This is a genomic window from Acinetobacter sp. CFCC 10889 (assembly GCF_003268395.1).
Taxonomy (GTDB): Bacteria; Pseudomonadota; Gammaproteobacteria; order Pseudomonadales; family Moraxellaceae; genus Acinetobacter.
The window spans coordinates 39,416-61,677 of the sequence record NZ_LQXQ01000012.1; the positions used below are offsets into that span (position 1 = coordinate 39,416).

General features: G+C 38.0%; 18 protein-coding genes and 2 tRNA genes. 6 read left to right on the top strand and 14 right to left on the bottom strand.

Annotation, left to right across the window (positions count from 1 at the left end):
- Nucleotides 1-383: 383 nt before the first annotated feature.
- From AVJ19_RS06195 to ompR, 6 genes are all read right to left on the bottom strand, one after another.
- Nucleotides 384-459, bottom strand: a tRNA-Thr gene (locus tag AVJ19_RS06195).
- Nucleotides 460-607: 148 nt separating this feature from the next.
- Nucleotides 608-1,129 (bottom strand): tetratricopeptide repeat protein, encoded by a 522-nt coding sequence (locus AVJ19_RS06200; protein WP_162626547.1) that lies wholly within the window; start codon nt 1,127-1,129, stop codon nt 608-610.
- A gap of 356 nt (nt 1,130-1,485) precedes the next feature.
- On the bottom strand, nt 1,486-1,713 hold the full coding sequence (locus AVJ19_RS06205) for a hypothetical protein (RefSeq protein WP_111858904.1): 228 nt from the start codon (nt 1,711-1,713) through the stop codon (nt 1,486-1,488).
- 372 nt (nt 1,714-2,085) lie between these two features.
- Complete coding sequence (locus AVJ19_RS06210; protein WP_111858905.1) at nt 2,086-3,606, bottom strand: acetyl-CoA hydrolase/transferase family protein; 1,521 nt, start codon at nt 3,604-3,606, stop codon at nt 2,086-2,088.
- 205 nt (nt 3,607-3,811) lie between these two features.
- Nucleotides 3,812-5,272: an ATP-binding protein gene (locus AVJ19_RS06215; RefSeq protein WP_111858906.1), complete on the bottom strand. Its 1,461-nt coding sequence runs from the start codon at nt 5,270-5,272 to the stop codon at nt 3,812-3,814.
- Nucleotides 5,273-5,652: 380 nt separating this feature from the next.
- A complete protein-coding gene (gene ompR / locus AVJ19_RS06225) occupies nt 5,653-6,417 on the bottom strand; it encodes a two-component system response regulator OmpR (protein WP_111858908.1) in 765 nt (254 codons plus the stop codon).
- Between the two features lie 623 nt (nt 6,418-7,040).
- On the opposite strand from ompR, the gene AVJ19_RS06230 reads away from it, so the two are divergent.
- Nucleotides 7,041-9,425 carry a Tex family protein gene (locus tag AVJ19_RS06230; protein ID WP_111858909.1) on the top strand — a complete coding sequence of 795 codons (2,385 nt, stop codon included), beginning with the start codon at nt 7,041-7,043 and terminating at the stop codon, nt 9,423-9,425.
- Between the two features lie 62 nt (nt 9,426-9,487).
- Here AVJ19_RS06230 and AVJ19_RS06235 read toward each other — a convergent pair whose 3' ends face one another.
- Together AVJ19_RS06235 and AVJ19_RS06240 are read right to left on the bottom strand one after the other, a co-directional pair.
- The gene (locus AVJ19_RS06235; protein ID WP_111858910.1) at nt 9,488-10,375 is read right to left on the bottom strand and encodes an SDR family NAD(P)-dependent oxidoreductase; all 888 of its coding nucleotides are present in this window, start codon (nt 10,373-10,375) and stop codon (nt 9,488-9,490) included.
- A gap of 247 nt (nt 10,376-10,622) precedes the next feature.
- Nucleotides 10,623-11,900, bottom strand: a complete 1,278-nt coding sequence (locus tag AVJ19_RS06240) for an O-acetylhomoserine aminocarboxypropyltransferase/cysteine synthase family protein (protein WP_111858911.1) — start codon at nt 11,898-11,900, stop codon at nt 10,623-10,625.
- 342 nt (nt 11,901-12,242) lie between these two features.
- Between AVJ19_RS06240 and ettA the strand changes: the two genes are divergently transcribed.
- On the top strand, nt 12,243-13,904 hold the full coding sequence (gene ettA, locus AVJ19_RS06245) for an energy-dependent translational throttle protein EttA (protein WP_111858912.1): 1,662 nt from the start codon (nt 12,243-12,245) through the stop codon (nt 13,902-13,904).
- A gap of 210 nt (nt 13,905-14,114) precedes the next feature.
- On the opposite strand, the gene AVJ19_RS06250 is transcribed toward ettA, so the two are convergent.
- Complete coding sequence (locus AVJ19_RS06250; RefSeq protein WP_171334170.1) at nt 14,115-14,513, bottom strand: tetratricopeptide repeat protein; 399 nt, start codon at nt 14,511-14,513, stop codon at nt 14,115-14,117.
- Nucleotides 14,514-14,704: 191 nt separating this feature from the next.
- Nucleotides 14,705-15,046, bottom strand: coding sequence for a tetratricopeptide repeat protein (locus AVJ19_RS06255; RefSeq protein WP_111858913.1), 342 nt, complete (start codon nt 15,044-15,046; stop codon nt 14,705-14,707).
- 485 nt (nt 15,047-15,531) lie between these two features.
- On the opposite strand from AVJ19_RS06255, the gene AVJ19_RS06260 reads away from it, so the two are divergent.
- Complete coding sequence (locus tag AVJ19_RS06260) at nt 15,532-16,464, top strand: cation diffusion facilitator family transporter (protein ID WP_111858914.1); 933 nt, start codon at nt 15,532-15,534, stop codon at nt 16,462-16,464.
- Between the two features lie 38 nt (nt 16,465-16,502).
- Here AVJ19_RS06260 and AVJ19_RS06265 read toward each other — a convergent pair whose 3' ends face one another.
- The 4 genes from AVJ19_RS06265 to AVJ19_RS06280 form a co-directional block, all read right to left on the bottom strand.
- Nucleotides 16,503-16,847, bottom strand: a complete 345-nt coding sequence (locus AVJ19_RS06265; RefSeq protein WP_111858915.1) for a hypothetical protein — start codon at nt 16,845-16,847, stop codon at nt 16,503-16,505.
- Between the two features lie 107 nt (nt 16,848-16,954).
- Nucleotides 16,955-17,030, bottom strand: a tRNA-Glu gene (locus AVJ19_RS06270).
- Between the two features lie 91 nt (nt 17,031-17,121).
- Nucleotides 17,122-18,630: a glutamate--tRNA ligase gene (gene gltX / locus AVJ19_RS06275; protein WP_111858916.1), complete on the bottom strand. Its 1,509-nt coding sequence runs from the start codon at nt 18,628-18,630 to the stop codon at nt 17,122-17,124.
- Nucleotides 18,631-18,771: 141 nt separating this feature from the next.
- On the bottom strand, nt 18,772-19,080 hold the full coding sequence (locus tag AVJ19_RS06280) for a DUF4179 domain-containing protein (protein ID WP_111858917.1): 309 nt from the start codon (nt 19,078-19,080) through the stop codon (nt 18,772-18,774).
- A 376-nt stretch (nt 19,081-19,456) separates the two neighbouring features.
- On the opposite strand from AVJ19_RS06280, the gene AVJ19_RS06285 reads away from it, so the two are divergent.
- From AVJ19_RS06285 to AVJ19_RS06295, 3 genes are all read left to right on the top strand, one after another.
- Nucleotides 19,457-20,452, top strand: a complete 996-nt coding sequence (locus AVJ19_RS06285) for a sulfate ABC transporter substrate-binding protein (protein ID WP_111858918.1) — start codon at nt 19,457-19,459, stop codon at nt 20,450-20,452.
- A gap of 244 nt (nt 20,453-20,696) precedes the next feature.
- Nucleotides 20,697-21,713: a sulfate ABC transporter substrate-binding protein gene (locus tag AVJ19_RS06290; RefSeq protein ID WP_111858919.1), complete on the top strand. Its 1,017-nt coding sequence runs from the start codon at nt 20,697-20,699 to the stop codon at nt 21,711-21,713.
- Nucleotides 21,714-21,766: 53 nt separating this feature from the next.
- Nucleotides 21,767-22,246, top strand: a complete 480-nt coding sequence (locus tag AVJ19_RS06295) for a GNAT family N-acetyltransferase (protein WP_228203302.1) — start codon at nt 21,767-21,769, stop codon at nt 22,244-22,246.
- Nucleotides 22,247-22,262: the final 16 nt, after the last annotated feature.

A 22,262-nucleotide genomic window follows, 5' to 3' on the forward strand; every position in this document is an offset into this window, starting at 1 on the left:
ATCCAATGTACTGAGCTTATGCCTTAGACCATTCATTTTCTAGCAGAATACCCCACGACATACAAGGACTGAGCCTAGAAGTCCTGTACTAAACAGTGAATCCAAGAAATATCAAAAATTCCCCAAGCGTTCCATTTTCCACTCGCCATACGTCTCGATGGGATACTTAGATGCTTCATCTCTAACGTAGCCCGATTGGAGAAGTGGAGTGCTTGAAAATGGTTATAGGGAGGAAAATAGTTTGGATTATAGGTACTTATTTTTGATTTTAGACCACAAGACTATTGAGTGGATGGACCACAAGATGAACCAAGAAAAGAATGTATTGGAAAACTATAGATAATAAAAAACCCCATAAATCTAAGACTTATGAGGTTTAATAATGGTGCCGGCACACGGATTCGAACTGTGGACCTACTGATTACAAGTCAGTTGCTCTACCAACTGAGCTATGCCGGCAACGTGACGTGAATTTTACAGAAAAATCACGAGATTACAAGCCAAAAAATAAACAATTGAATCGAAAATTTAAATTATTTTTATGGTGATGAGAATTTATACAATTTATTTGTTCTCATCACATTAAATGTATCAATTAATATACCTCTTATAATTTTGCTAAGGTTGCTTGTGCCAAAGGATGCTTAGCTTGCGCTGCTTTTTGTAACCATTGCTGTGCTTGCAACTGATCTTGTGCGATGCCTGTGCCTGATTGGTATGCTTGAGCTACTTTAAACTGCGCTTTAGCATCACCTTGATTAGCAGCTTTTAAATACCATTGGAAAGCTTCAGTTTCATTTTTTGCACCCATCAAACCTAGTTCTGCAATGGTTGCTAAGCGATATTGTGCTTGAGCGTGATTATGTTCAGCCGCTATTTTTAACCATTGTTGTGCTAGCTTTTGGTCAGCTTGAACTTCTTCACCATTAAAATATTTCATGCCGACTTGATATTGTGCTTCAACATCACCTTTGTTTGCTGCTGCTAAGTTCCATGCTAAAGATTGGCAATCATATGATATTTCTTTTGCTGTGGCAGTTGTATTCAATATATTTGAAGGTGTTGAATCTGCAAATGCAACAGTTTGTATAAAAAGTGCTGCACATAAAACCGTTAGAGACTTTTTCATATTTTTTCTTCTTTGTGTGATAGTGTTGGCATTATTTTTATCAAAGTCGACTGATTTTGTAAACATTAAAATTTGAAAATATATAAATATTTTTTGATTATTATTTAATCTATTGTTTTTAAATGATTTTATTTTTAATGTATTGGTAAGATTATATTAATAATTACTATTTAATTAATTAGAAAAAATAAATTAATTATTATTTAAAATAATTTTAAATTTTGAATTTAGTTTATTTAAATAAATAACCCGCATTTATTTGCGGGTTATGTTGGTATTTTAACTACTTAAATAATGCTGGAAATGAAAGAGGGTTTAAAGCTTTTGAATGGTTATATCAAAATAAAAATAAGCATTTATTTACTCCTTAATACTTGATCTAGGTCTTGAGCACATTCTTCCAAGGTGAGTGCCATGTCGATTTGCATTTGTGGCTTAAGCTCATTTGCAAGCTTTCTCCATTGTTCAATTAAGCGAATAGCTTTTTGTACTTTATGTTTATTAATATCCTTTGCAAGGGTTGGGGTATACCCTCCACGTTTCGCATTTTTGATTTGTTTGGCAAGGTTAGTGCTGTTATTCATTCGAACTCCCGAATACCAGAATCTATGTGTTCCGTCTGCTTTTTTCGATTGTTGATACCGCAGCTTTGATGGTACGTCTGAATCATTGCATCTTCATGATATTTAATTCTATTTCTATATTTATACTTGGTTGTATGAGTATTCTTTTTGATGCTAAATATTTAGTTTAATCAATCAAATAGCATTTAATAGTTGATTTTTAGGGCGGGCGTGAGATTGATAGATTTGTATCTATATATTTAATGGAGATGATGTTGAGGTCGATTGTGATCGTATTTATAGCGACTTGTGTCTGGGTTGTACAAGGAAGTCACTTTACACAAAAAAAACGCCCGTGCGGGCGTTTCTTATTTCTACAACAGATTTAAAATCTTATGCAGATTTCTTCTCTTGAGCTTGTGCAGTCAACATATGACCCGTTTCTTCAAAGTTAGAGTGCCAAGAAAGCGCTTCACGAAGAATATGAGGTGTTTGACCGCCTTTCTCACATGCACGATCAAAGTAATCGTTCAATGCATCACGGTACATTGGGTGTGCACAGTTGTCGATGACCGCACGAGCACGTTCACGTGGTGCAAGACCACGTAAGTCAGCAAGACCTTGTTCAGTTACAAGGATGTCAACATCGTGTTCAGCATGGTCGATGTGAGAAGCAAATGGTACAACAGACGAAATGTCCCCACCTTTTGCGATTGATTTAGTTACGAAGATTGCAAGGTGCGCATTACGTGCGAAGTCACCTGAACCACCGATACCATTCATCATTTTTGTACCACATACGTGAGTAGAGTTTACGTTGCCGTAAATATCAAACTCAAGTGCAGTGTTGATGCCGATGATGCCTAAACGACGAACCAATTCTGGGTGGTTTGAAATTTCTTGTGGGCGTAATACAAGTTTATCTTTGTATTGTTCAAGGTTGTTAAATACTTTTTCGCCATATTTAGCAGAAAGTGTAATTGAAGAACCTGAAGCAAACTTCATTTTACCTGCATCGATCAATTCAAATGTACAGTCTTGAAGTACTTCTGAATACATGACTAAGTCTTCAAAGTTAGATTCTTTAAGACCTGTGAGTACTGCATTTGCAATCGAACCAATACCTGCTTGTAAAGGACCTAAGTCTTTTGGTAAACGACCTTCTGCAACTTCTTTTTCAAAGAAAGCGATTAAGTGGTTTGCAATGCCTTGAGTTTCATCATCTGGTGCAGTCACAGTAGATGGAGAATCATGCAATTCGCTGTTAAATACGATACCAACAATTTTAGATGGATCGATATTGATCGCAGCTGTACCAATACGCTCATCCACTTTAGTCAATGGAATAGGTTGACGTGTTGGACGATAAGTAGGGATATAAATATCGTGTAAGCCTTCGAAAGCAGGGCTTAAGTTAGTGTTGATTTCTACAATCACTTTTTCTGCGAAAATTGCAAAGCTTGCAGAGTTACCGACTGAAGTTGTTGGAATGATGCCACCATCTTCAGTGATCGCAACCGCTTCAATCACAGCAACATCAGGCTTTTTCAATTGAAGATTACGCATTTGTTCAACAGTTTCAGACAAATGCTGATCGATGAACATTACTTCGCCTTTGTTGATGGCTTTACGTAATGTGTTGTCCACTTGGAAAGGTAGGCGACGAGCAAGTACACCTGCTTCAGTCAATTTCTTATCAAGATCGTTACCCAGACTTGCGCCTGTGATTAATGTGATTTTTAACGGATTTTTTTCCGCTTGTGCTACAAGTGCTAAAGGTACAGCTTTCGCTTCACCTGCACGAGTAAAACCACTCATCCCAACAGTCATGCCATCTTGGATAAAGGTAGCAGCTTGTTCTGCGCTCATCACTTTGTTGTGGAGTGATGCTAAACGAATACGATCTAAAGACATGGTTTACGCTCAATTCTTGTTCAAAACTAGACGGATTGTACCGCCCTCAAACCAAATTGTGCATGCCTCTAATGCTAAGGTCTAATTTTTTCACTAAATGTGGGTATAAAATTTAGTGATGGGATTTAAGTTGTTATTTCACAAAGAAATAATAGTCGCTGTTTGGAAAATAAACAAAGCTAAGTGTTTATTTATTCAGCAATAGTTAAAAATGATCACTCAAAGTTTGTTTAATTTTCTGAATTGGATTATTTGCGATATTTTCTTCAGGCTCTGGCAAAGAAATTGGCAGTGAAATAATGGCTTGTAAACCACCTTCAGAACGATTGTGAATCTGTAATTCACCTTGATGAATATCGACAATACGTTTCACAATTGCCAATCCTAAACCGCTGCCTTGTACGGTTCGTGCAGCATTACCACGTACAAAAGGTTGCATTAAATCATCAATTTGATCTTCAGGAATACCTTCACCATGATCAGCAACACTGATTTTAATATGTTCATCTTCTACATAGGCAGCGAGTTCGATGGGTTCTGCACCATAACGTTTTGAGTTATTGATTAAATTACCAATCAGACGTTTTAATGATAAAGAGCGGGCAGAAATGATCGGAATTTCATGTGGGGTAAAACGAATGTCGAGAGGTTTAAATTGGATCACTAATTCTAACAATAAACTATTAATATCAGTATTTTGAAGTTCTTCATCTGAGCCATCTCGCATATAAGAAATAAACTGATTTAAAATCGCATCCATATCTTCAACATCATAAATCAGACCTTCTTTGAGAAAGTCATCATCAGGCATCATTTCTGCACTTAAACGAATACGTGTTAGTGGTGTACGCAAGTCATGAGAAATCCCTGCAAGCATGATTTGACGGTCACGTTCAGTTTGCTCAAGTGTATAGACCATGTGGTTAAATGCTTGGTTTACCTCACGAATTTCTTGCGGTCCATGATTGGTTTCAAGATAAGGTGCTTTGCCTGTTTTACTATAATGATTGGCAGCATTTTGCAAACGACGTAAAGGTCGATTCAGTTGGCGCACCAAAGTTAGAATAATTGCAGCCGCAATCAACGGTACGCCTAAAAACCAACCCAAAATTAGTTCAAGGCTATAATTGGCATAGGTTTTGAGTGGTTCACGTACCCAGTTACCATTCATTTCAGGGGTTTGTACCCAAATGCGTGGGCTTGGCTTAAATTGGAAATAAACTGTTACATCTTTCATATCCAATTCTTGTGCCAATTGATGTTCGATCTGATTGGTAAAGAAGTCTGCAATGATCTTGTCTTTGACATTGGGATATTCTTTGGGGTCTGTGACGTATTCAACACCGACCCGTTGTTTCAGCCATTCATCAATATCGAGTTGAACTTCATCATGATAGATCTGTAAGCGTGGATTATTGACCATTTCCAATTCAACGGCTAAGAAACGAGCATGTTGCTGAATTTCAGGTAAATATAAGGTTCGCCAAAAAAACCAAAACGACATAAACAAGCTAAAGAACACCACAAATAAAACCAGTATCGTGGTACGCATGGCTGCGGAACGAGGTTTTATTTTGTCGAGGAAGCGTTCCCAAGGGGTACGTTTCTTTTCTTGATAGGCAGAAAATTCAGAAAAAGCTTGTGGGTCGATTGGGTCTAATTTCACAGAGGCATTCCCATGCTGTGCAATATTTTGAATGATTTCAGTTTAATGCAAGTGGTATTTATATCAACAGCAAATATGTTCGGCTGTTCTCGTTCAAGCCATTGATGATAATGAATGGCGATATTGAAATGATTTAAAGTCAAACTCAATACGACTGCAATACCATTGGTAAGAATTAACTTTTTAAATAAAATCAAAGTACTCAGGCAAAGTAGAACTAAGGAACTGACAAGGAAGACGTGGTCAAATGCGATGCCATAATGATTATTATTTTTTAGAATTGAAAAAAGCATGAGCAAAAAAATACTGACGATATTCAAGCGAGAGAATATTGCCAGTATTTTTTGCAATAGATTCATTTTATAGAATCAAACTTGAGCTTATTCAGCGCCATCTGGAACAAACACATAACCTACGCCCCAAACAGTTTGGATGTAGCGGGCACGGGCAGGGTTTTCTTCAATCAAACGGCGTAAACGAGAGACTTGTACATCAATTGAACGCTCCATTGCACCCCATTCACGACCACGGGCAAGATTCATTAGCTTGTCACGCGTCAATGGTTCACGTGGATGCTGTACCAAAGCTTTAAGTACGGCAAACTCACCTGTAGTTAATGTAACAACTTGACCTTCACGGGTTAATGTACGGGTAGACAAATCAAGCGACCAAGGACCAAAAGATACGACTTCGACATTTTGGCTTGGTGCACCTGGTACTTCACGTACTTGACGGCGCAGTACTGCACGGATACGTGCCAATAGTTCATTTGGATTAAATGGTTTTGGTAAATAGTCATCCGCACCCGCTTCTAAGCCCGCAATACGGTCAGAATCGCTGCCACGTGCTGTGAGCATGATAATTGGGGTATCAATATTAGATTGACGTAAACGACGACAAATGCTTAAACCGTCTTCTACAGGAAGCATAAAATCTAAAACAATCAGTGAAAACAGTTCACGTTGTAATAAACGATCCATTTGAGTGGCATCGTGGGCTGTTTTGACCACAAAGCCTTTATCTTCCAAAAAACGCTGCAAAAGGGTACGTAAACGCACATCATCATCGACAACTAAAATGCGTTCGACACGGTCAGTTTCGTTTTGTACGACATCAGTATTTTCAGCAGGTACAACCAAACTCATGATGCACTCCCTTAATGTTGTAAATTATAAATATTGGTATATCTCAGTATAATGCCTAAGTTCTTGTTAAGACTATGTATCAATTTGCTCAAAATTACAATTTTAAGCCCGATTTGAAACCAAATAACAACATCTATCAATCATTATGAGCTTCATTCGTTTATACGTAAAAAAGTGCTTGATATGCAAATGAAACTTTCATGAATTTGAGTGATTTGGCTAAATTTTATAAAATGTCTACAAAACAGCAGTAAAAGTTGGATTTTTACATTTGCTTGAACATTTTTTAACAATGATCAAAAAAATACTTTTTCCAAAAAATACGTTGTAACCCTATTGACTTAATTCACGATTTCTAAAATAAAAAACACATCGGCTAGATAGACAGAGGCTTGTAATACAAGGCTTTTACATGATGAAGAACTTTACTAGACTTCAGTGATATATGGGGGCGAAATCTTATTTTTTCAAGCATGGATTTCCTCATACTGTGAGTGAAAACCCGCTAAATTTGTACTTTTATCATTTTTTTCATTGGAAAATTGCAAAACAGTTGTGGATTTTATGGTCTTGGTCTTTATAATCACTAACTTTTAGTCCTTATCCTTGTGGAATTAAATACGATGACTGACGTAGTTCAGCAGTTGGCAAGTGAGCTTGCCGTACGTCCAAACCAAGTAGAAGCTGCCATTCAACTGATTGATGAAGGTGCCAGTGTTCCATTTATCGCACGTTACCGTAAAGAAGTGACGCAAGGCTTAGACGACACGCAGTTACGCCAGCTCGACACACGCTTAACGTATTTACGTGACTTATACGAACGCCGTGAAAAAGTACTCGAATCACTCAAAGAACAAGACAAACTTTCTGATGACTTACTTGCACGTGTGAACGCTGCGGAAACAAAAAATGCATTAGAAGAAATTTATGCACCATATCGCCCAAAACGTACCAGCAAGTCGTTTAAAGCGAAAGAAGCGGGCTTAGCGCCAATCGCTGAAAAGATTCTGAGTGAAAATGTTGATCCTACAGAAGCATTAGCAGGCTTTAGCCATGAAGACTATGCGGATGTTGAAAGCCAACTTGATGCCATTCAGCACATCATCATTGATGATTGGGCGCAAAACATTGCTCTGACCACTGAATTGAAATCGACATTTGCCAAAACTGCAACATTAAAAAGTTTAGTGGCAAGTGATGAGAAAAAAGAAGTGGGTAAAAAATTCCGTGATTACTTCGATTTCTCTGAAAATTTAAATAAAGTCCCATCACATCGTTTATTGGCGATGTTACGTGGTCGTCAAGAAAATGTACTCGGTTTAAAAGTGGATGGGCAAGATGATGCACCATTGGCACGGATTGAAACTGAATACAATCTTGAAACGGTACAACCTCAGTCACGCCAAGATTTCTTAAAGCAAACTGCAAAATTATTCTGGCTTGGTAAAGTTCGTCCAAGTATTGAACATTCATTATTAACAGAAAAACGCCTTGCTGCTGAATCAGAAGCAATGAACGTATTTGCTGAAAACCTACGTCATTTATTGCTTTCAGCACCTGCGGGCGCACGTTGCACATTGGGCGTAGACCCTGGTATTCGTACTGGCGTGAAGTTGGCTGTGGTGAATGCATCGGGTGATGTACTTGCACATAGCGTGATTTACCCATTTGCACCAAAAGAAGATAAAGAAGGTTCAATCACTGAACTTGCACGTCTTTGCCGTGAATTTAATGTCGACTTAATTGCGATTGGTAATGGCACTGCAAGCCGTGAAACAGAAGCGGTGATTGCAGACATGATGACTGCAAATCCTGACTTGAAATTGACCCGTGTGACTGTGTCTGAAGCAGGCGCATCGGTGTATTCAGCATCTGAATTGGCATCAAATGAATTGCCTGAATTAGATGTGTCAATTCGTGGCGCTGTTTCAATTGCTCGCCGTTTACAAGACCCATTGGCGGAACTTGTGAAAATTGATCCAAAATCAATTGGTGTGGGTCAGTATCAACATGATGTGAATCAAACAGGTTTGGCAAAAACCCTTGAAGCAGTCGTTGAAGACTGTGTGAACTCAGTGGGTGTGGATGTAAATACTGCATCTGCTGCGATTTTGGGTTATATCGCAGGTTTAAATAAATCAATTGCACAGCAAATTGTTGACTTCCGTAAAGAACATGGTCGTTTTGACAACCGTCAAGCATTGAAAAATGTGCCGCGTTTAGGTGAACGTACATTTGAACAAGCGGCAGGTTTCTTACGCATTCAAGAAGGTTCTGAACCACTTGATGCTTCAGCGGTACATCCTGAATCGTATGGTTTAGTGAATAAAATTGTGGAAGCGAAAGCGACTACAGTAAAAGACATTATTGGTAATACTGAAATTATTCGCCAAGTGAAAGCTGAAGATTTTGCTGATGAAAAATTTGGTTTACCAACCATTCAAGATGTTTTGAGTGAACTTGAAAAACCGGGTCGTGATCCACGTCCTGAGTTCCGTACTGCAAAATTCCGTGATGACATTACAGAGGTCGGTCAGCTTGCAGAAGGTATGCAACTTGAAGGTGTGATTACCAATGTCACCAACTTTGGTGCATTCGTGGATGTTGGTGTACACCAAGATGGTTTAGTGCATATCTCTGAATTGGCAAATGAATTTGTGTCTGATCCGCATAAAGTGGTACGCCCAGGTCAAATCGTACAAGTTCGTGTATTGACTGTGGATGCTGAACGTAATCGTGTGAATTTGTCTATGCGTCCTGAAGGTTCTGAAGCACCTGCAAAAGCACCTCGTCAAAAGCGTGAGTTTAACAATGCCAATGGCGAACAACGTGGTGAGCGTAAACCGCATGCTAAACGACCTCAAGGTGATCGTCCAAATCATGCACGTCATGATCATAAAGATAAACCACGTCAAGACAAGAAACCACAAGCAGCAAAACCACAAGAGAATAAAATCGGTGGTTTAGGTGCACTGTTATTACAAGCTGGGATTAAAGGTTCAAAATAATCTTTGATCTTGTAAATAAAAAAACCGCCGAGAGGCGTTTTTTTATAGCCCGATAATTGATCTTACCAATGCTCACCCGGGAACAAGCGTGCATACGCTTTTTGCACGAGATTTAATTTTTCCTGCTTGCCCACTGAAGCACTTGAACTTGGGAATAAATTAAAGCCAATCGACATCAATTTATTATTAATATCAGGTGCAATCGAATATGTAATTGAGGCTAAACGACCAAGATTGGTTGCTACTTTTTTCGGACGTTTTACAATCGCATAAGCAACCAAATCTGCTGCTTGCTCAGGTGAAAGGGTGGGTACATATTTATAAATTTTGGTTGGTGCAATCATTGGCGTACGAACAAGTGGCATATAGACCGAAGTAATCGCAATCTTGTGGGAATGTACTTCCGCAGACAAACAACGGCTAAACGCATCCAATGCAGCTTTAGAGGCAACATAAGCAGAAAAGCGGGTTGCATTTGCCAATACACCAATCGAACTGATGTTAATGATTTGCCCATCTTTACGATGCATCATTTGCGGTAAAATATTTAACACCAAACGTACCGCACCGAAGTAATTTAATTGCATGGTACGTTCAAAGTCATGGAAACGATCCACGGATTCATGTACCGCACGGCGGATTGAACGCCCTGCATTATTGATCAAAATATCAATGTGATCGACTGAAGCAATGATCTGTTTGGATGCGGCATCAATGGCTTCCATATCATTCAAGTCACATGGGAAAATATCTGCTTTTCCGCCTTTGGCTTGAATTTCAGCTTGCACTTCTTTTAAGGTTTCTTCGGTACGTGAAACCAATAAAACATGTGCGCCTGCATCGGCAAGTCGATGTGCAACGGTTAAGCCAATACCACTCGATGCGCCTGTGATTAAAACGACTTTATCCTGTACTTTTTGTTGGAAAAGTTGTTCTAGTTTTTTGTTCATATTTATTTTCCCTGTAAATAAAATATGCCATGAGATATAAGGGATGAATCATTATGGAAATGAGCATCTACATGCGGGAAGTTTAACCTAAAATATGAAAAACACTATAAATAAATATATGAATATAAAGTAATTTTTAGAGTAAATACTCTATTTTTGTATTTTTTGTAATGGAATGATCAACATACATGGATTGGTGCTAAAAAGCAAAAAAGACCTCCGAAAAGGTCTTTTGTCTGTTTAAATATTAAACTTTTGCGAGTGCTTGTTCCAAATCTGCAAGTAAATCATCAATATGTTCGATACCAACAGATAAACGCACCATATCAATACTCACACCTGCTGCCTTTAACTCATCTTCATTGAGCTGACGATGGGTCGTGGTTGCAGGGTGGCAAGCGAGACTTTTTGCATCACCAATATTCACCAAACGTGTGAAAAGTTGTAAGGCATCAATAAAGCGTGTACCGCCTTCACGACCATCTTGCACACCAAAAGATAAGATTCCTGATGGTTTGCCTTTGACATATTTTTGTGCCAAAGCATGTTGTGGATGATCTTTTAAGCCTGCGTAATTCACCCATTTTACTTTTGGATGGGCTTTTAAATATTCAGCGACTTTTTGCGCATTTTCAGTATGACGCTCCATACGCAAATTCAAGGTTTCTAAACCTTGTAAGATTAAGAACACGCTGAGTGGACTGATTGCAGCACCTGTATTCCGCAAAGGCACAACACGTGCACGTGCGATGTACGCAGCTTCACCCAAAGCTTCTACATAATTCACACCGTGATAGCTCGGATCAGGTGTATTTAAGACTTTGAAACGTTCAGGATATTTACCCCAAGGGAATTTACCGCTATCGACAATCGCACCGCCGATTGAATTACCATGACCACCAATATATTTGGTCAATGAGTGCACCACGATGTCTGCACCATGCTCGAAAGGTTTAAGCAGAGCAGGGGTTGCAACAGTATTGTCTACGATTACAGGTACGCCATATTCGTGAGCAATTTTTGAAATCTCTTCAAGATCAATGATGTTGCCAAGTGGATTGCCGATTGATTCAACAAAGACTAATTTGGTTTTATCATCAATCAGATCACGTAAGCTTTCAGGTTGCTGATAATCGAAGAAACGCACTTCAATACCTTGTTTCGGTAAAGTATGGGCAAATAAGTTGTAAGTACCGCCATACAGTGTAGAAACAGAAACGATATTGTCACCCGCTTCAGCAATGGTCTGAATCGAATAGGTGATTGCTGACATGCCTGATGCCAAAGCCAATGCACCAATGCCACCCTCAAGCGCTGCTAAACGTTGTTCTAATACAGCAGTCGTTGGGTTCATGATACGGGTATAGATATTGCCCTGAACTTTGAGGTCAAACAGGTCTGCACCGTGTTGGGTATCATCAAAAGCATAAGAAGTGGTTTGGTAAATTGGCACAGCCACAGCTTTGGTGGTGGCTTCAGGCGAATAACCTGCATGAATGGCGAGCGTTTCATCCTTATACGTCATAGTTACGTCATCTTCGTGAGTTAAATATAAAATCAGTTTAGCATTTATGAATATGAAATAAAGCGCAAAAATGATTAATATTTATCTGAAAATTTCATATAGATGATTCTCTTTCGGTAAAGATTGCAAAGCATTCGTGCTGCTGTGCATTGATTTAAAATTAAACAGTAAAATTGTTGTAACATTCTATGCAAGATGAATGACATGCCTTATGTTTTCGGGACTTTCATCGTATAATACAGCGATTATTTTTTTGCTCATTGAGCAGGGAGTTGGCAATGGCACTGATTTTTCAGGTGAAATGCGAACTCCACCATTTGGTTTTCTATTGAGGAGTCCTACGTGGCCCAATACATTTACACGATGAACCGTGTGTCAAAAATGGTTCCGCCGAAACGCGAAATCTTAAAAGACATCTCTTTATCATTCTTTCCGGGCGCAAAAATTGGTGTGCTTGGTTTAAACGGTGCAGGTAAATCCACCTTGCTTCGTATTATGGCGGGCGTAGATAAAGATTTCTCAGGTGAAGCACGTGCACAACCGGGTATTAAAATCGGTTATTTAGAACAAGAACCACCATTAGATGAAACAAAAGACGTTCGTGGTAACGTTGAAGATGGTTTACGTGAACCACTTGATGCTTTGGCACGTCTTGACGAAGTATTTGCAGAATATGCAGCAGAAGATGCTGACTTTGATGCACTTGCAAAAGAACAAGAGAAGTTGGAAGCGATTATCCATGCATGGGATGCACACAATATTGCAAACCAAATGGATCAAGCGGCTGCGGCATTGAACTTACCTGCTTGGGATGCAGATGTATCTAAGCTATCTGGTGGTGAGCGTCGTCGTGTCGCATTGTGCCGTTTATTGCTTTCTAAGCCTGACATGTTGCTTCTTGACGAACCAACGAACCATTTGGATGCATCATCTGTATCTTGGTTAGAGCGCTTCTTGAAAGACTTCCCTGGTACTATCGTTGCGATTACGCATGACCGTTATTTCTTAGATAACGTGGCAGAGTGGATTCTTGAGCTTGACCGTGGCATGGGTATCCCATACCAAGGCAACTATTCTTCTTGGTTAGAGCAGAAAAATGCCCGCTTAGAACAAGAGAACAAGCAAGAAGAATCTTTTGCCAAAGCATTGAAAAAAGAACTTGAATGGGTTCGTTCAAATGCCAAAGGTCAGCAAAAGAAAAACAAAGCGCGTATGGAACGTTTTGAAGAGCTTAACTCGCGTGAATTCCAACAGCGTAACGAAACATCTGAAATCTACATTCCACCTGGCCCACGTCTAGGGAACAAGGTTGTAGAAGTGGAAGGCATCAGTAAATCGTTTGGTGATCGTACGCTTTATAAAGATTTATCGTTTGTTGTACCACCTGCTGCGATTGTCGGTATTGTCGGTGAGAACGGTGCAGGTAAAACGACACTATTCCGTATGATGACGGGCGAACAACAACCTGATACAGGTACTGTAGTGCTTGGTGAGTCGGTTAAAGTGGCTTATGTCGGTCAGATTCGTGACACTTTAGATAACAATAAAACGGTTTGGGAAGAAGTTTCTGGCGGTTTGGATATCTTAAAGATTGGCGAATACGAAATTGCATCACGTGCCTATATCGGTCGCTTTAACTTTAAAGGTCAAGATCAGCAAAAGCGTGTAGGTCAATTGTCAGGGGGTGAGCGTAACCGTTTACAACTTGCGAAAATCCTGCAAATGGGCGCGAACGTAATCTTACTCGATGAGCCATCGAACGATTTGGATATCGAAACTTTACGTGCGCTTGAGGATGCAATTCTTGTATTCCCGGGTACTGTGATGGTGATCTCGCATGACCGTTGGTTCCTCGACCGTATTGCAACGCACATCTTGTCATTTGAAGGTGAAACACCTGAATTCTTCACGGGGAACTATGCTGAATTTGAAGCATACCGTCAAAAACGTGATGGTGATGACTTGGTTGCGAAGCGTCAAAAATACCGCAAAATTGGTGGCTAATTCCCCATTCTGAATCTAAAAAAACAGCTTTCGAGCTGGTTTTTTATGGCTTGTAATAAAGAAATTTTTGACGAATTAGATTTTTATATTCAAACATGGTGAGCGACTCATTGCACAAGTTAAAATAAAAGTGCCTGTGATTGATTATGTGTGATCATTTTTAGATGTTTGAACAATTATTAAAATAGATTAATTCAAAATATGATTTTATCAAGAAGGCATATGCATCTTAGATAAAACAATTTGAGCTTCGCTATGTCCTTGGTTTGCAGCTAAATTAAGCCACATTTCTGCTTTTGCAATACTGGGATCTAAGCCCAATTGACCATTAAGATATAACATGCCTAGTTTGAACTGGGCAGTGCTATAGCCTTGTAATGCGGCATTTAGAAAATACCAAATAGCATTGCGTTGATGGCTGTCTTCTATTTCTAGTGTTTCTCGATAAGGCAGTGATGAAAAGCTCTTTAAGGATAAATGTTCAAAATGTTGAGCACGCTGATAGCTCAGCAGGGCTTCGGAAAAAAGATAACGATGCAGCACAAGACGTGTTGAGAAATAAGAGATAATAGATTTTTTTATATGATGATGAAATTGATTAAAATCCATTTTATTGTGCTCGCAAGACAATAAGTTATTAAATAAGAAAAGTAAAAACCCACCATTTTTACTTTTCCTGAAATTTTTAATAAATTTATAAAAACTTATTAAAAGAGATATTTATCTATTCTAGAAATCTAAACTTAAACTTTTCTTGTATATTGACTAAAATGAGAAAAATTTGTTTTAGATGTCTTTGGTTATGAAAATGCCAATTGATTATATGCTTTTTTCAGTTCTTCCTTTGCAAAGGGATGTCCTTGATGAGCTGCTTGTTCTAGCCATTTTTCCGCATGAATATAACTACGGTCTAAACCTAGTTGCCCATTCAGATAATTTAAGCCCATTTGGTACTGTGCTTCTTGATCACCACGCAAAGCAGCACGCAGATAACCCCACATGATGTTACGAGTATCATGACTTTCTATTGAACAGAAAGATGATGATAGATCGTTGAATAAAACTTCATCATTCATGTTGGGTTTAGCAACTGAATAAGATGGATTGCTTCCTAAAAAGCGTTTTAAAATATGTACTAACATATAAACCTCCTTGCTAATCCATTAACAAAGTTTTGTTGTGACTACTTTATAGCTTTAAGTAGATATTAATAATGTAGCGTTTTTTAAGGTTTTTCAAATAATAAATTGTAATTTGTCAATATACAAATGTATGAGTTTGTATATAAAAGAACAAATACTCTGTAAATTAGTTGAAAAGTAAATTATTTTGTAAGGGTATGTTGAAATAAAGGTTTCGATATTGAATAAATATAAAAGCGCTTACTGAGCTTTTTATACAGAAAATCCTTTTGGTTTATATATCTCTTTGTTTTACATTTATTTATATCTTAAATTTATCATATAGTAAAATTTGGGAAAATCAATAGTTATGTACTTAGAGATTGTATTATAAAAAATGTGAATAAAAACATGAATTAAAGCGTTTAAATTTTAAACGATTAAATTACTGCATTTTTAAAACTGACAGATTACAATCAAAAAAAGCTTTGAAATGAGAAATCAATATGAGTGAGCATCATGGGCATGATCATAGTCATGCGGTTGTGACAGAGAAAAATGCGAAAAAACTCACATTTGCGCTCATTTTAACAACCACATTTTTAGTGATTGAAGTAATAGCTGGTTTTATGACGCAAAGTTTGGCGTTGTTATCCGATGCAGCACACATGTTTACAGATGCTGCTGCGCTCGCTATTGCTTTGGTTGCGATTCGAGTAGGGAAATTACCTGCTGATAATAAGCGCACTTTTGGTTATCAGCGTTTTGAAATTTTAGCAGCGTTATTTAATGCTTCTATGTTGTTTATGGTGGCAGTTTACATTCTCTATGAGGCATTTCAACGTTTTAGCCAACCACCTGAAATTCAAAGTTTGGGAATGTTGATTGTTGCTGTGATTGGCTTAGTCATTAACCTTATTTCAATGAAAATTTTGATGTCGAGTGCTAAAGATAGTCTCAATGTTAAAGGCGCTTATCTTGAGGTGTTGAGTGATGCACTGGGTTCAGTCGGGGTGATTATTGGTGCGGCTCTCATCTATTTTACAGGTTGGGTTTGGGTTGATACGATCATTGCAGTATTGATTGGATTTTGGGTATTGCCACGTGCTTGGACTTTGTTGAAGCAAAGTATCAATATTTTATTAGAAGGTGTGCCTGAAGAAATTGATATTGAAAAATTACGTCAAGACTTACGATCTCTTGATGGTGTTGAGAGTATTCATCAACTTAAAGTGTGGGCAATCACCTCTAAAAATGTACATTTAACAGTACATTTATTTGCGCCAACAGTTGATCGTAATGTTTTGTATCAACACGCTTTAGAAATGTTAAGTCATGAATATGGTATTACTGAAATGACATTACAAATCGAAGATGATGAATGTATGGCACATAACCATATACATCCAGAACAGGATACACACTCACATTCGCATTAGATGAATATGAGTGTTGATTTATTTGTTGCTTTTAACAATTATTGAATATGCCACTCATGGTTGCACTCACGGCATTTCCAGCTTTTATTGGCATTCATAAAGGATTGCATTGAAATTTTAAAATCAGGAAGATCACGCCAAAATAGTACACCTGCTACTGCACAGATAAGGAAAACAACAACAGTTGCAATCTGCAAAGTTTGTCCTGCACCATCACCAAAAATCCACATCGCCACACTGATAATGACTAAAAGTAATAAAACAAAGATAGCAGGAATGAGAATAGCCAAGCTTTTTGGAATTACAGGACGAACAGCTGCGGTATTCCCATTGGCAACAGGAAGAATTTTAGAGCTTTGGCATTTTGGGCAACGGTATTGCATTACGACTCCACATGGTGTTTTCTGATTTGATTTTAGCGGATTGTGAGTAAAATAAAAAATTTTTGGCAATAAAAAAGCACTGAATGTGTCAGTGGCTTTCTTGAATTTGGCGTTCCTACGGGGATTCGAACCCCGGTTACCGCCGTGAAAGGGCGATGTCCTAGGCCTCTAGACGATAGGAACTTGTGAGGCAACAGGATTAAGTTTTTCAACCATCTCGCTGTATGGGCGCTATATTAGGGATATAACGTCCTTGCGTCAACTAAAAAATTCATTAAGCTTCATCAACTGCATCATTTTTCGGCAATTTTAAGCTTTCATTGAGTTTTTCCCATGCTTTTGCTTCTTTTTTGCTCGGACCACCAACAATTTCAAGGGCATGACGTAAACGAGCAAAGGTTAAATCAGGACCAATGGTGACCATGGATTGCATTACAGGGGTTGAAGAGGTTGAACCTGCGATTGCAATAAAGAATGTTGGCATAAAATCACGGAGTTTGATTTCCATTTGATTTGCCAAATCCATTAAAGTCTGACTCACAGTGTCATTGTTCCATGTAAACATGCTTTCTAAACGCCAAATCGCAAATTGCAAGCTTTGACGCACTTGTTCTTCAGTCAATTTTTTGCTTTCAAATTGTTCTTTGCTGATGCTTGGGAATTGGTTGAAATAGAAACCTGCCCAATTCACTGCTTCAGAAAGTAGATTAATACGAGGTTGGATCGCCGCCGCAATATCTTCTAAAGTTTGACGGTCAGACTTCCAAGCCAATAATGTATCAAGCAGTTCTGCTGGGCTTAAACCTTTGATCCATTGACCATTTAACCAGTTAAGCTTTTCTACATCAAAGATAGGACCACCTAGTGATACACGTTTGATGTCAAAATTTTCAATCATTTCTGCAAGTGTGAATTTTTCACGTTCATCAGGCATTGACCAACCCATACGACCTAAATAGTTGAGTAGGGCTTCAGGCAACACACCGATATTTTTGTAGTAGTTGATCGATGTTGGGTTTTTACGTTTTGATAATTTTGATTTATCTGGATTGCGCAACAATGGCATGTGGCACAGGGTCGGCATGTCCCAACCAAAATATTGATACAACAGCTGATGTTTTGGTGCAGATGGAATCCATTCTTCACCACGAATGACATGGGTGATTTCCATCAAGTGGTCATCAACGACATTGGCGAGGTGGTATGTTGGCAAGCCATCTGTTTTTAGCAAAATTTGCATGTCAACTTGTGCCCATGGAATTTCAACTTCACCACGTAACATATCATTAAATTTACAGATACCTTCGGTTGGTACTTTCATACGGATCACATGGGCTTCGCCTGCTGCTAAACGGCGCTGTACTTCTTCTTCTGAAAGCAATAAACCACGACCATCGTATTTTGGTGTTTCACCACGTGCTTGTTGCTCTGCACGCATTTGATCTAATTCTTCAGCGCTCGCAAAACAATAGAACGCATGACCCTTTTCAACTAAATCAAGCGCATATTGTTTATAAATGCCCATACGTTCAGATTGGCGATAAGGTGCATGTGGACCACCAATATCTGGGCCTTCCGACCAATTTAAGCCTAACCAACGTAATGAATCTAAAATCATTTGTTCAGATTCAGGAGTGGAACGCAATTGGTCAGTATCTTCAATACGCAGAATGAATTCACCACCGTTTTGCTTGGCAAAACACAGGTTAAATAATGCAATATAAGCTGTGCCTACATGAGGAAAGCCAGTTGGAGATGGGGCAATACGAGTACGAATGGTCATAATCAACTATTATTCAGAATGTAAATTGGAACCATTATAACGAAAAAGCCCCATCGCTTAAGGGTTAATTCACCAATAAAGGATGGGGCATGTGCATTCTAAGAGGGGATTAGAATGTAGCACCGTATAAATGCTTTAAAATTAAGAACTATGTGGTTGGAAAATGGCTTGGACAAAACGAGAAAAACGTTGGTGTTGTTCTGCTAAAAAATTTTGTGCAGCTGGTGTTTTTAAAGAGGTAAGGACTTTAATATCGTCTTGATTTGAAAGTAATTTTCTATCTCGTTTTTGTTGGCTTAATGCTTTTTCAATTGGAGATTGCTTGTCGGTAATCACTTGAGATGGCGTAGCTGCACTTTGATTTTTAGGAATAGCTGCTGCTTGCGTCACTTGCATGCCAAGACCAAGTGTCATACTGACGATGAATAATTTAATAGTACGTGATTTCATTGTAATTCCCCCCACAAGGATATTCTTTTTAGTCTAAGAAACATGTCTTATGACTGCATTTTAACCATAAATAGTCACAATATGTACAAAATGGTCACATATTTTTACAAAAACGACTTTTTTTGACAGTCTATGCCAATAATTACAGTCCAATTGTAAGAGCAACGTATTATTAGCAAAGAAATGTGTATTTATTGTGAAGAAGTATACATTTTTTACTCATTTGTGGAAATGTGTATTTTGCGATAAATATGTGCATTAAAGTGATATCTAAAAACAAGATATAAAATGGAATAAACAATATAACTGATTGATTGTAAAATTAAAAAATAGTCAATAAGGTATTTTAAATACAAAATTTTAAATGTGAATCGCAATGAAAAAAATTATATTGGCAAGCCTTTTGGGTTTAGTGGGATTGAATAGTGTAGCGTATGCAGCAAAAGAGTTTTTAAATGTTTCCTATGATCCTACACGTGAGTTTTATCAAGAATACAATAAAAGCTTTGGGCAGTATTGGAAGTCTAAAACAGGGCAAGATATTGATTTTAAACAGTCTCATGGTGGGTCAGGTAAGCAAGCACGTTCAGTGATTGATGGTTTGCAAGCGGATGTGGTGACATTGGCATTGGCAAATGATATTGATGAAATCGTCAAAGCGGGTCTGATTGAAAAAGATTGGCAAAAAGAGTTTCCAAATAACTCTGCACCTTATACCTCGACAGTGGTGTTTTTGGTGCGTAAAGGCAATCCTAAGAATATTAAAGATTGGAATGATTTAATCAAACCTGGTGTTGAAATTGTGACACCAAATCCAAAAACAGGCGGTGCACCACGTTGGATTTATTTGTCTGCATGGGGCTATGCACTAAAACAACCAGGTGGCAATGATACCAAAGCACGTGAGTTAGTGAAAAAGTTGTATAAGAATGTGAAAGTATTGGATTCGGGGGCACGTGGTTCACTGACAACATTTGCTGAGCGTGGTATTGGAGATGTGCTGTTATCTTGGGAAAATGAGGCGATTTTGGCAACATCAGGTCCAGATAAAGACAAATATCAAATTGTTTATCCGTCTATTTCAATTTTGGCTGAGCCATCAGTGGCAATCGTAGATAAGAATGTTGATAAAGATGGTAATCGTAATTTAGCCAAAGGTTATTTAAATTATTTGTATTCTCCGCAAGGGCAGGAATTAGCAGCCAAATATCATTTCCGTCCTCGTGATGCTAAAGCCGCTGCAAAATATGGTGCTAAATTTCCAAAAATTAAATTATTTACCATTAATGATGTTTTTGGTGGTTGGGCAAAAGCACAGCAAACTCATTTTGTAAATGGTGCAATTTATGATCAAATTTCTTCGGAAAAATAAAAAATCGTAATTTACAGGTGATCAATAAAAAAGAGAATTTTATATTCTCTTTTTTGTATAAGTAATGCTGAAAAATCTATAAAATATAAATAAGTAAATTGTTTTTATTTTTTTGTAAATAGAAACAATCAATTAACATACATTTATTTTAAGAAACTGAAATCACATGAAAAATTATTAAATTGCGGTTTATCAACTTATTTCATATATTTAGCACAATTCAAGATTTTAGTGCTGAAATGTCATGAAAGCTCAATTTAAAACATGGCTACACGTTGCATTGCTTGCAGCAGGTGTGGCAGTCACTTCAAATACAGTGCAAGCCGCTGATCGTCAATTTTTAAATGTATCTTATGATGCAACACGTGAGTTTTATGATGAGTTTAATCAATCATTTGGCACGTATTGGAAAAGTCGTACAGGTCATACAGTAAACTTTAAACAGTCACATGGTGGTTCGGGCAAACAAGCACGTTCTGTTGTTGATGGTTTAAAAGGTGATGTGGTGACATTGGCTTTGGCAAATGACATTGAAGAAATCGTAAAATCTGGTCAGATTGATAAAGGTTGGCAGAAAGAATTTCCGCATAACTCTGCACCTTATACCTCAACCATCGTATTTATGGTGCGTAAAGGTAATCCAAAACAAATTAAAGATTGGACAGACTTGACCAAACCGGGCGTACAAATCATTACCCCAAATCCAAAAACAGGTGGTTTACCACGTTGGATCTATTTATCTGCGTGGGGTTATGCACTAAAACAACCGGGTGGTAATGATGCTAAGGCACGTGATTTTGTGTCGAAAATGTATCACAATGTCAAAGTGATGGATCCTGCGGCACGTGCTTCAATGACAACTTTTGCTGAGCGTGGCATTGGTGATGTATTACTGACATGGGAAAATGAAGCCATGATCAGTAAAAAAACTTTGGGTAATAAGTTTGATATTGTCTATCCATCGATGTCAATTTTGACTGAGCCATCGGTTGCAATCGTAGATAAAACGGTGAACAAGAATGGTAATAAATGGTTAGCGACTGGCTATATTAACTATTTATATTCGCCATTAGGACAAGATATGGCAGCACGTCATTTTTATCGTCCACGTAATGAGAAAATTTTAGCGAAATATGCAAAACAGTTCCCAGCTTTAAAAACGTTTACCATTGATGAAGTGTTTGGTGGTTGGTCTAAGGCGCAACAAACCCACTTTGTAAATGGTGGTGTATTTGATCAGATTTATAACGATAAGCGTTAAACAGTATTGATCTAAATGGAAACCTCCTATGTCTAGGAGGTTTTTTATGTAGATTGGATTTATTTAAAAATAGTACATTGGGAGAAGTAATGAGCGTGAAAATAAGGGCTGCAACTGTTGATGATGTTGATTTGATTTTTGATATTCGTACTTCTGTAAAAGAAAATCATTTATCAAAACAAGAATTAACTGAGCTGGGAATTACGCATGAAGCTATTTTAGCGCTCATTGAAAATACTTCCTCTGTATGGATGGCAGAATTTGAACAGCAGTGTTGTGGATTTGCAATTGCGGATCAAGAGGAAGGTAGTGTGTTTGCAATGTTTGTTTATCCAGAGGTTGAAGGAAATGGAGTTGGAAAAGCATTACTGGAGAAAGTTGAACATATTTTATTTGAAGATTTTTCAGAAATTTGGCTTGAAACAGATCGTCATAGTCGTGCTTTCAGTTTTTACGTACATCAAGGTTGGCATATGCAAGCAGATTTAGTACAGAATGATGTAAAAATGGTGAAAAGAAGAGCAAGAGAATAGTCTGTTGAATTGTATT

Excerpts from the sequence above, each read along its gene's own strand:
- AVJ19_RS06200 (WP_162626547.1), bottom strand. The coding sequence starts at position 1,129 with ATGAAAAAGTCTCTAACGGTTTTATGTGCAGCACTTTTTATACAAACT.
- AVJ19_RS06205 (WP_111858904.1), bottom strand. The coding sequence starts at position 1,713 with ATGAATAACAGCACTAACCTTGCCAAACAAATCAAAAATGCGAAACGT.
- AVJ19_RS06210 (WP_111858905.1), bottom strand. The coding sequence starts at position 3,606 with ATGTCTTTAGATCGTATTCGTTTAGCATCACTCCACAACAAAGTGATG.
- ompR (WP_111858908.1), bottom strand. The coding sequence starts at position 6,417 with ATGAGTTTGGTTGTACCTGCTGAAAATACTGATGTCGTACAAAACGAA.
- AVJ19_RS06230 (WP_111858909.1), top strand. The coding sequence starts at position 7,041 with ATGACTGACGTAGTTCAGCAGTTGGCAAGTGAGCTTGCCGTACGTCCA.
- AVJ19_RS06235 (WP_111858910.1), bottom strand. The coding sequence starts at position 10,375 with ATGAACAAAAAACTAGAACAACTTTTCCAACAAAAAGTACAGGATAAA.
- AVJ19_RS06240 (WP_111858911.1), bottom strand. The coding sequence starts at position 11,900 with ATGACGTATAAGGATGAAACGCTCGCCATTCATGCAGGTTATTCGCCT.
- AVJ19_RS06250 (WP_171334170.1), bottom strand. The coding sequence starts at position 14,513 with ATGGATTTTAATCAATTTCATCATCATATAAAAAAATCTATTATCTCT.
- AVJ19_RS06255 (WP_111858913.1), bottom strand. The coding sequence starts at position 15,046 with ATGTTAGTACATATTTTAAAACGCTTTTTAGGAAGCAATCCATCTTAT.
- AVJ19_RS06260 (WP_111858914.1), top strand. The coding sequence starts at position 15,532 with ATGAGTGAGCATCATGGGCATGATCATAGTCATGCGGTTGTGACAGAG.
- AVJ19_RS06265 (WP_111858915.1), bottom strand. The coding sequence starts at position 16,847 with ATGCAATACCGTTGCCCAAAATGCCAAAGCTCTAAAATTCTTCCTGTT.
- gltX (WP_111858916.1), bottom strand. The coding sequence starts at position 18,630 with ATGACCATTCGTACTCGTATTGCCCCATCTCCAACTGGCTTTCCTCAT.
- AVJ19_RS06280 (WP_111858917.1), bottom strand. The coding sequence starts at position 19,080 with ATGAAATCACGTACTATTAAATTATTCATCGTCAGTATGACACTTGGT.
- AVJ19_RS06285 (WP_111858918.1), top strand. The coding sequence starts at position 19,457 with ATGAAAAAAATTATATTGGCAAGCCTTTTGGGTTTAGTGGGATTGAAT.
- AVJ19_RS06290 (WP_111858919.1), top strand. The coding sequence starts at position 20,697 with ATGAAAGCTCAATTTAAAACATGGCTACACGTTGCATTGCTTGCAGCA.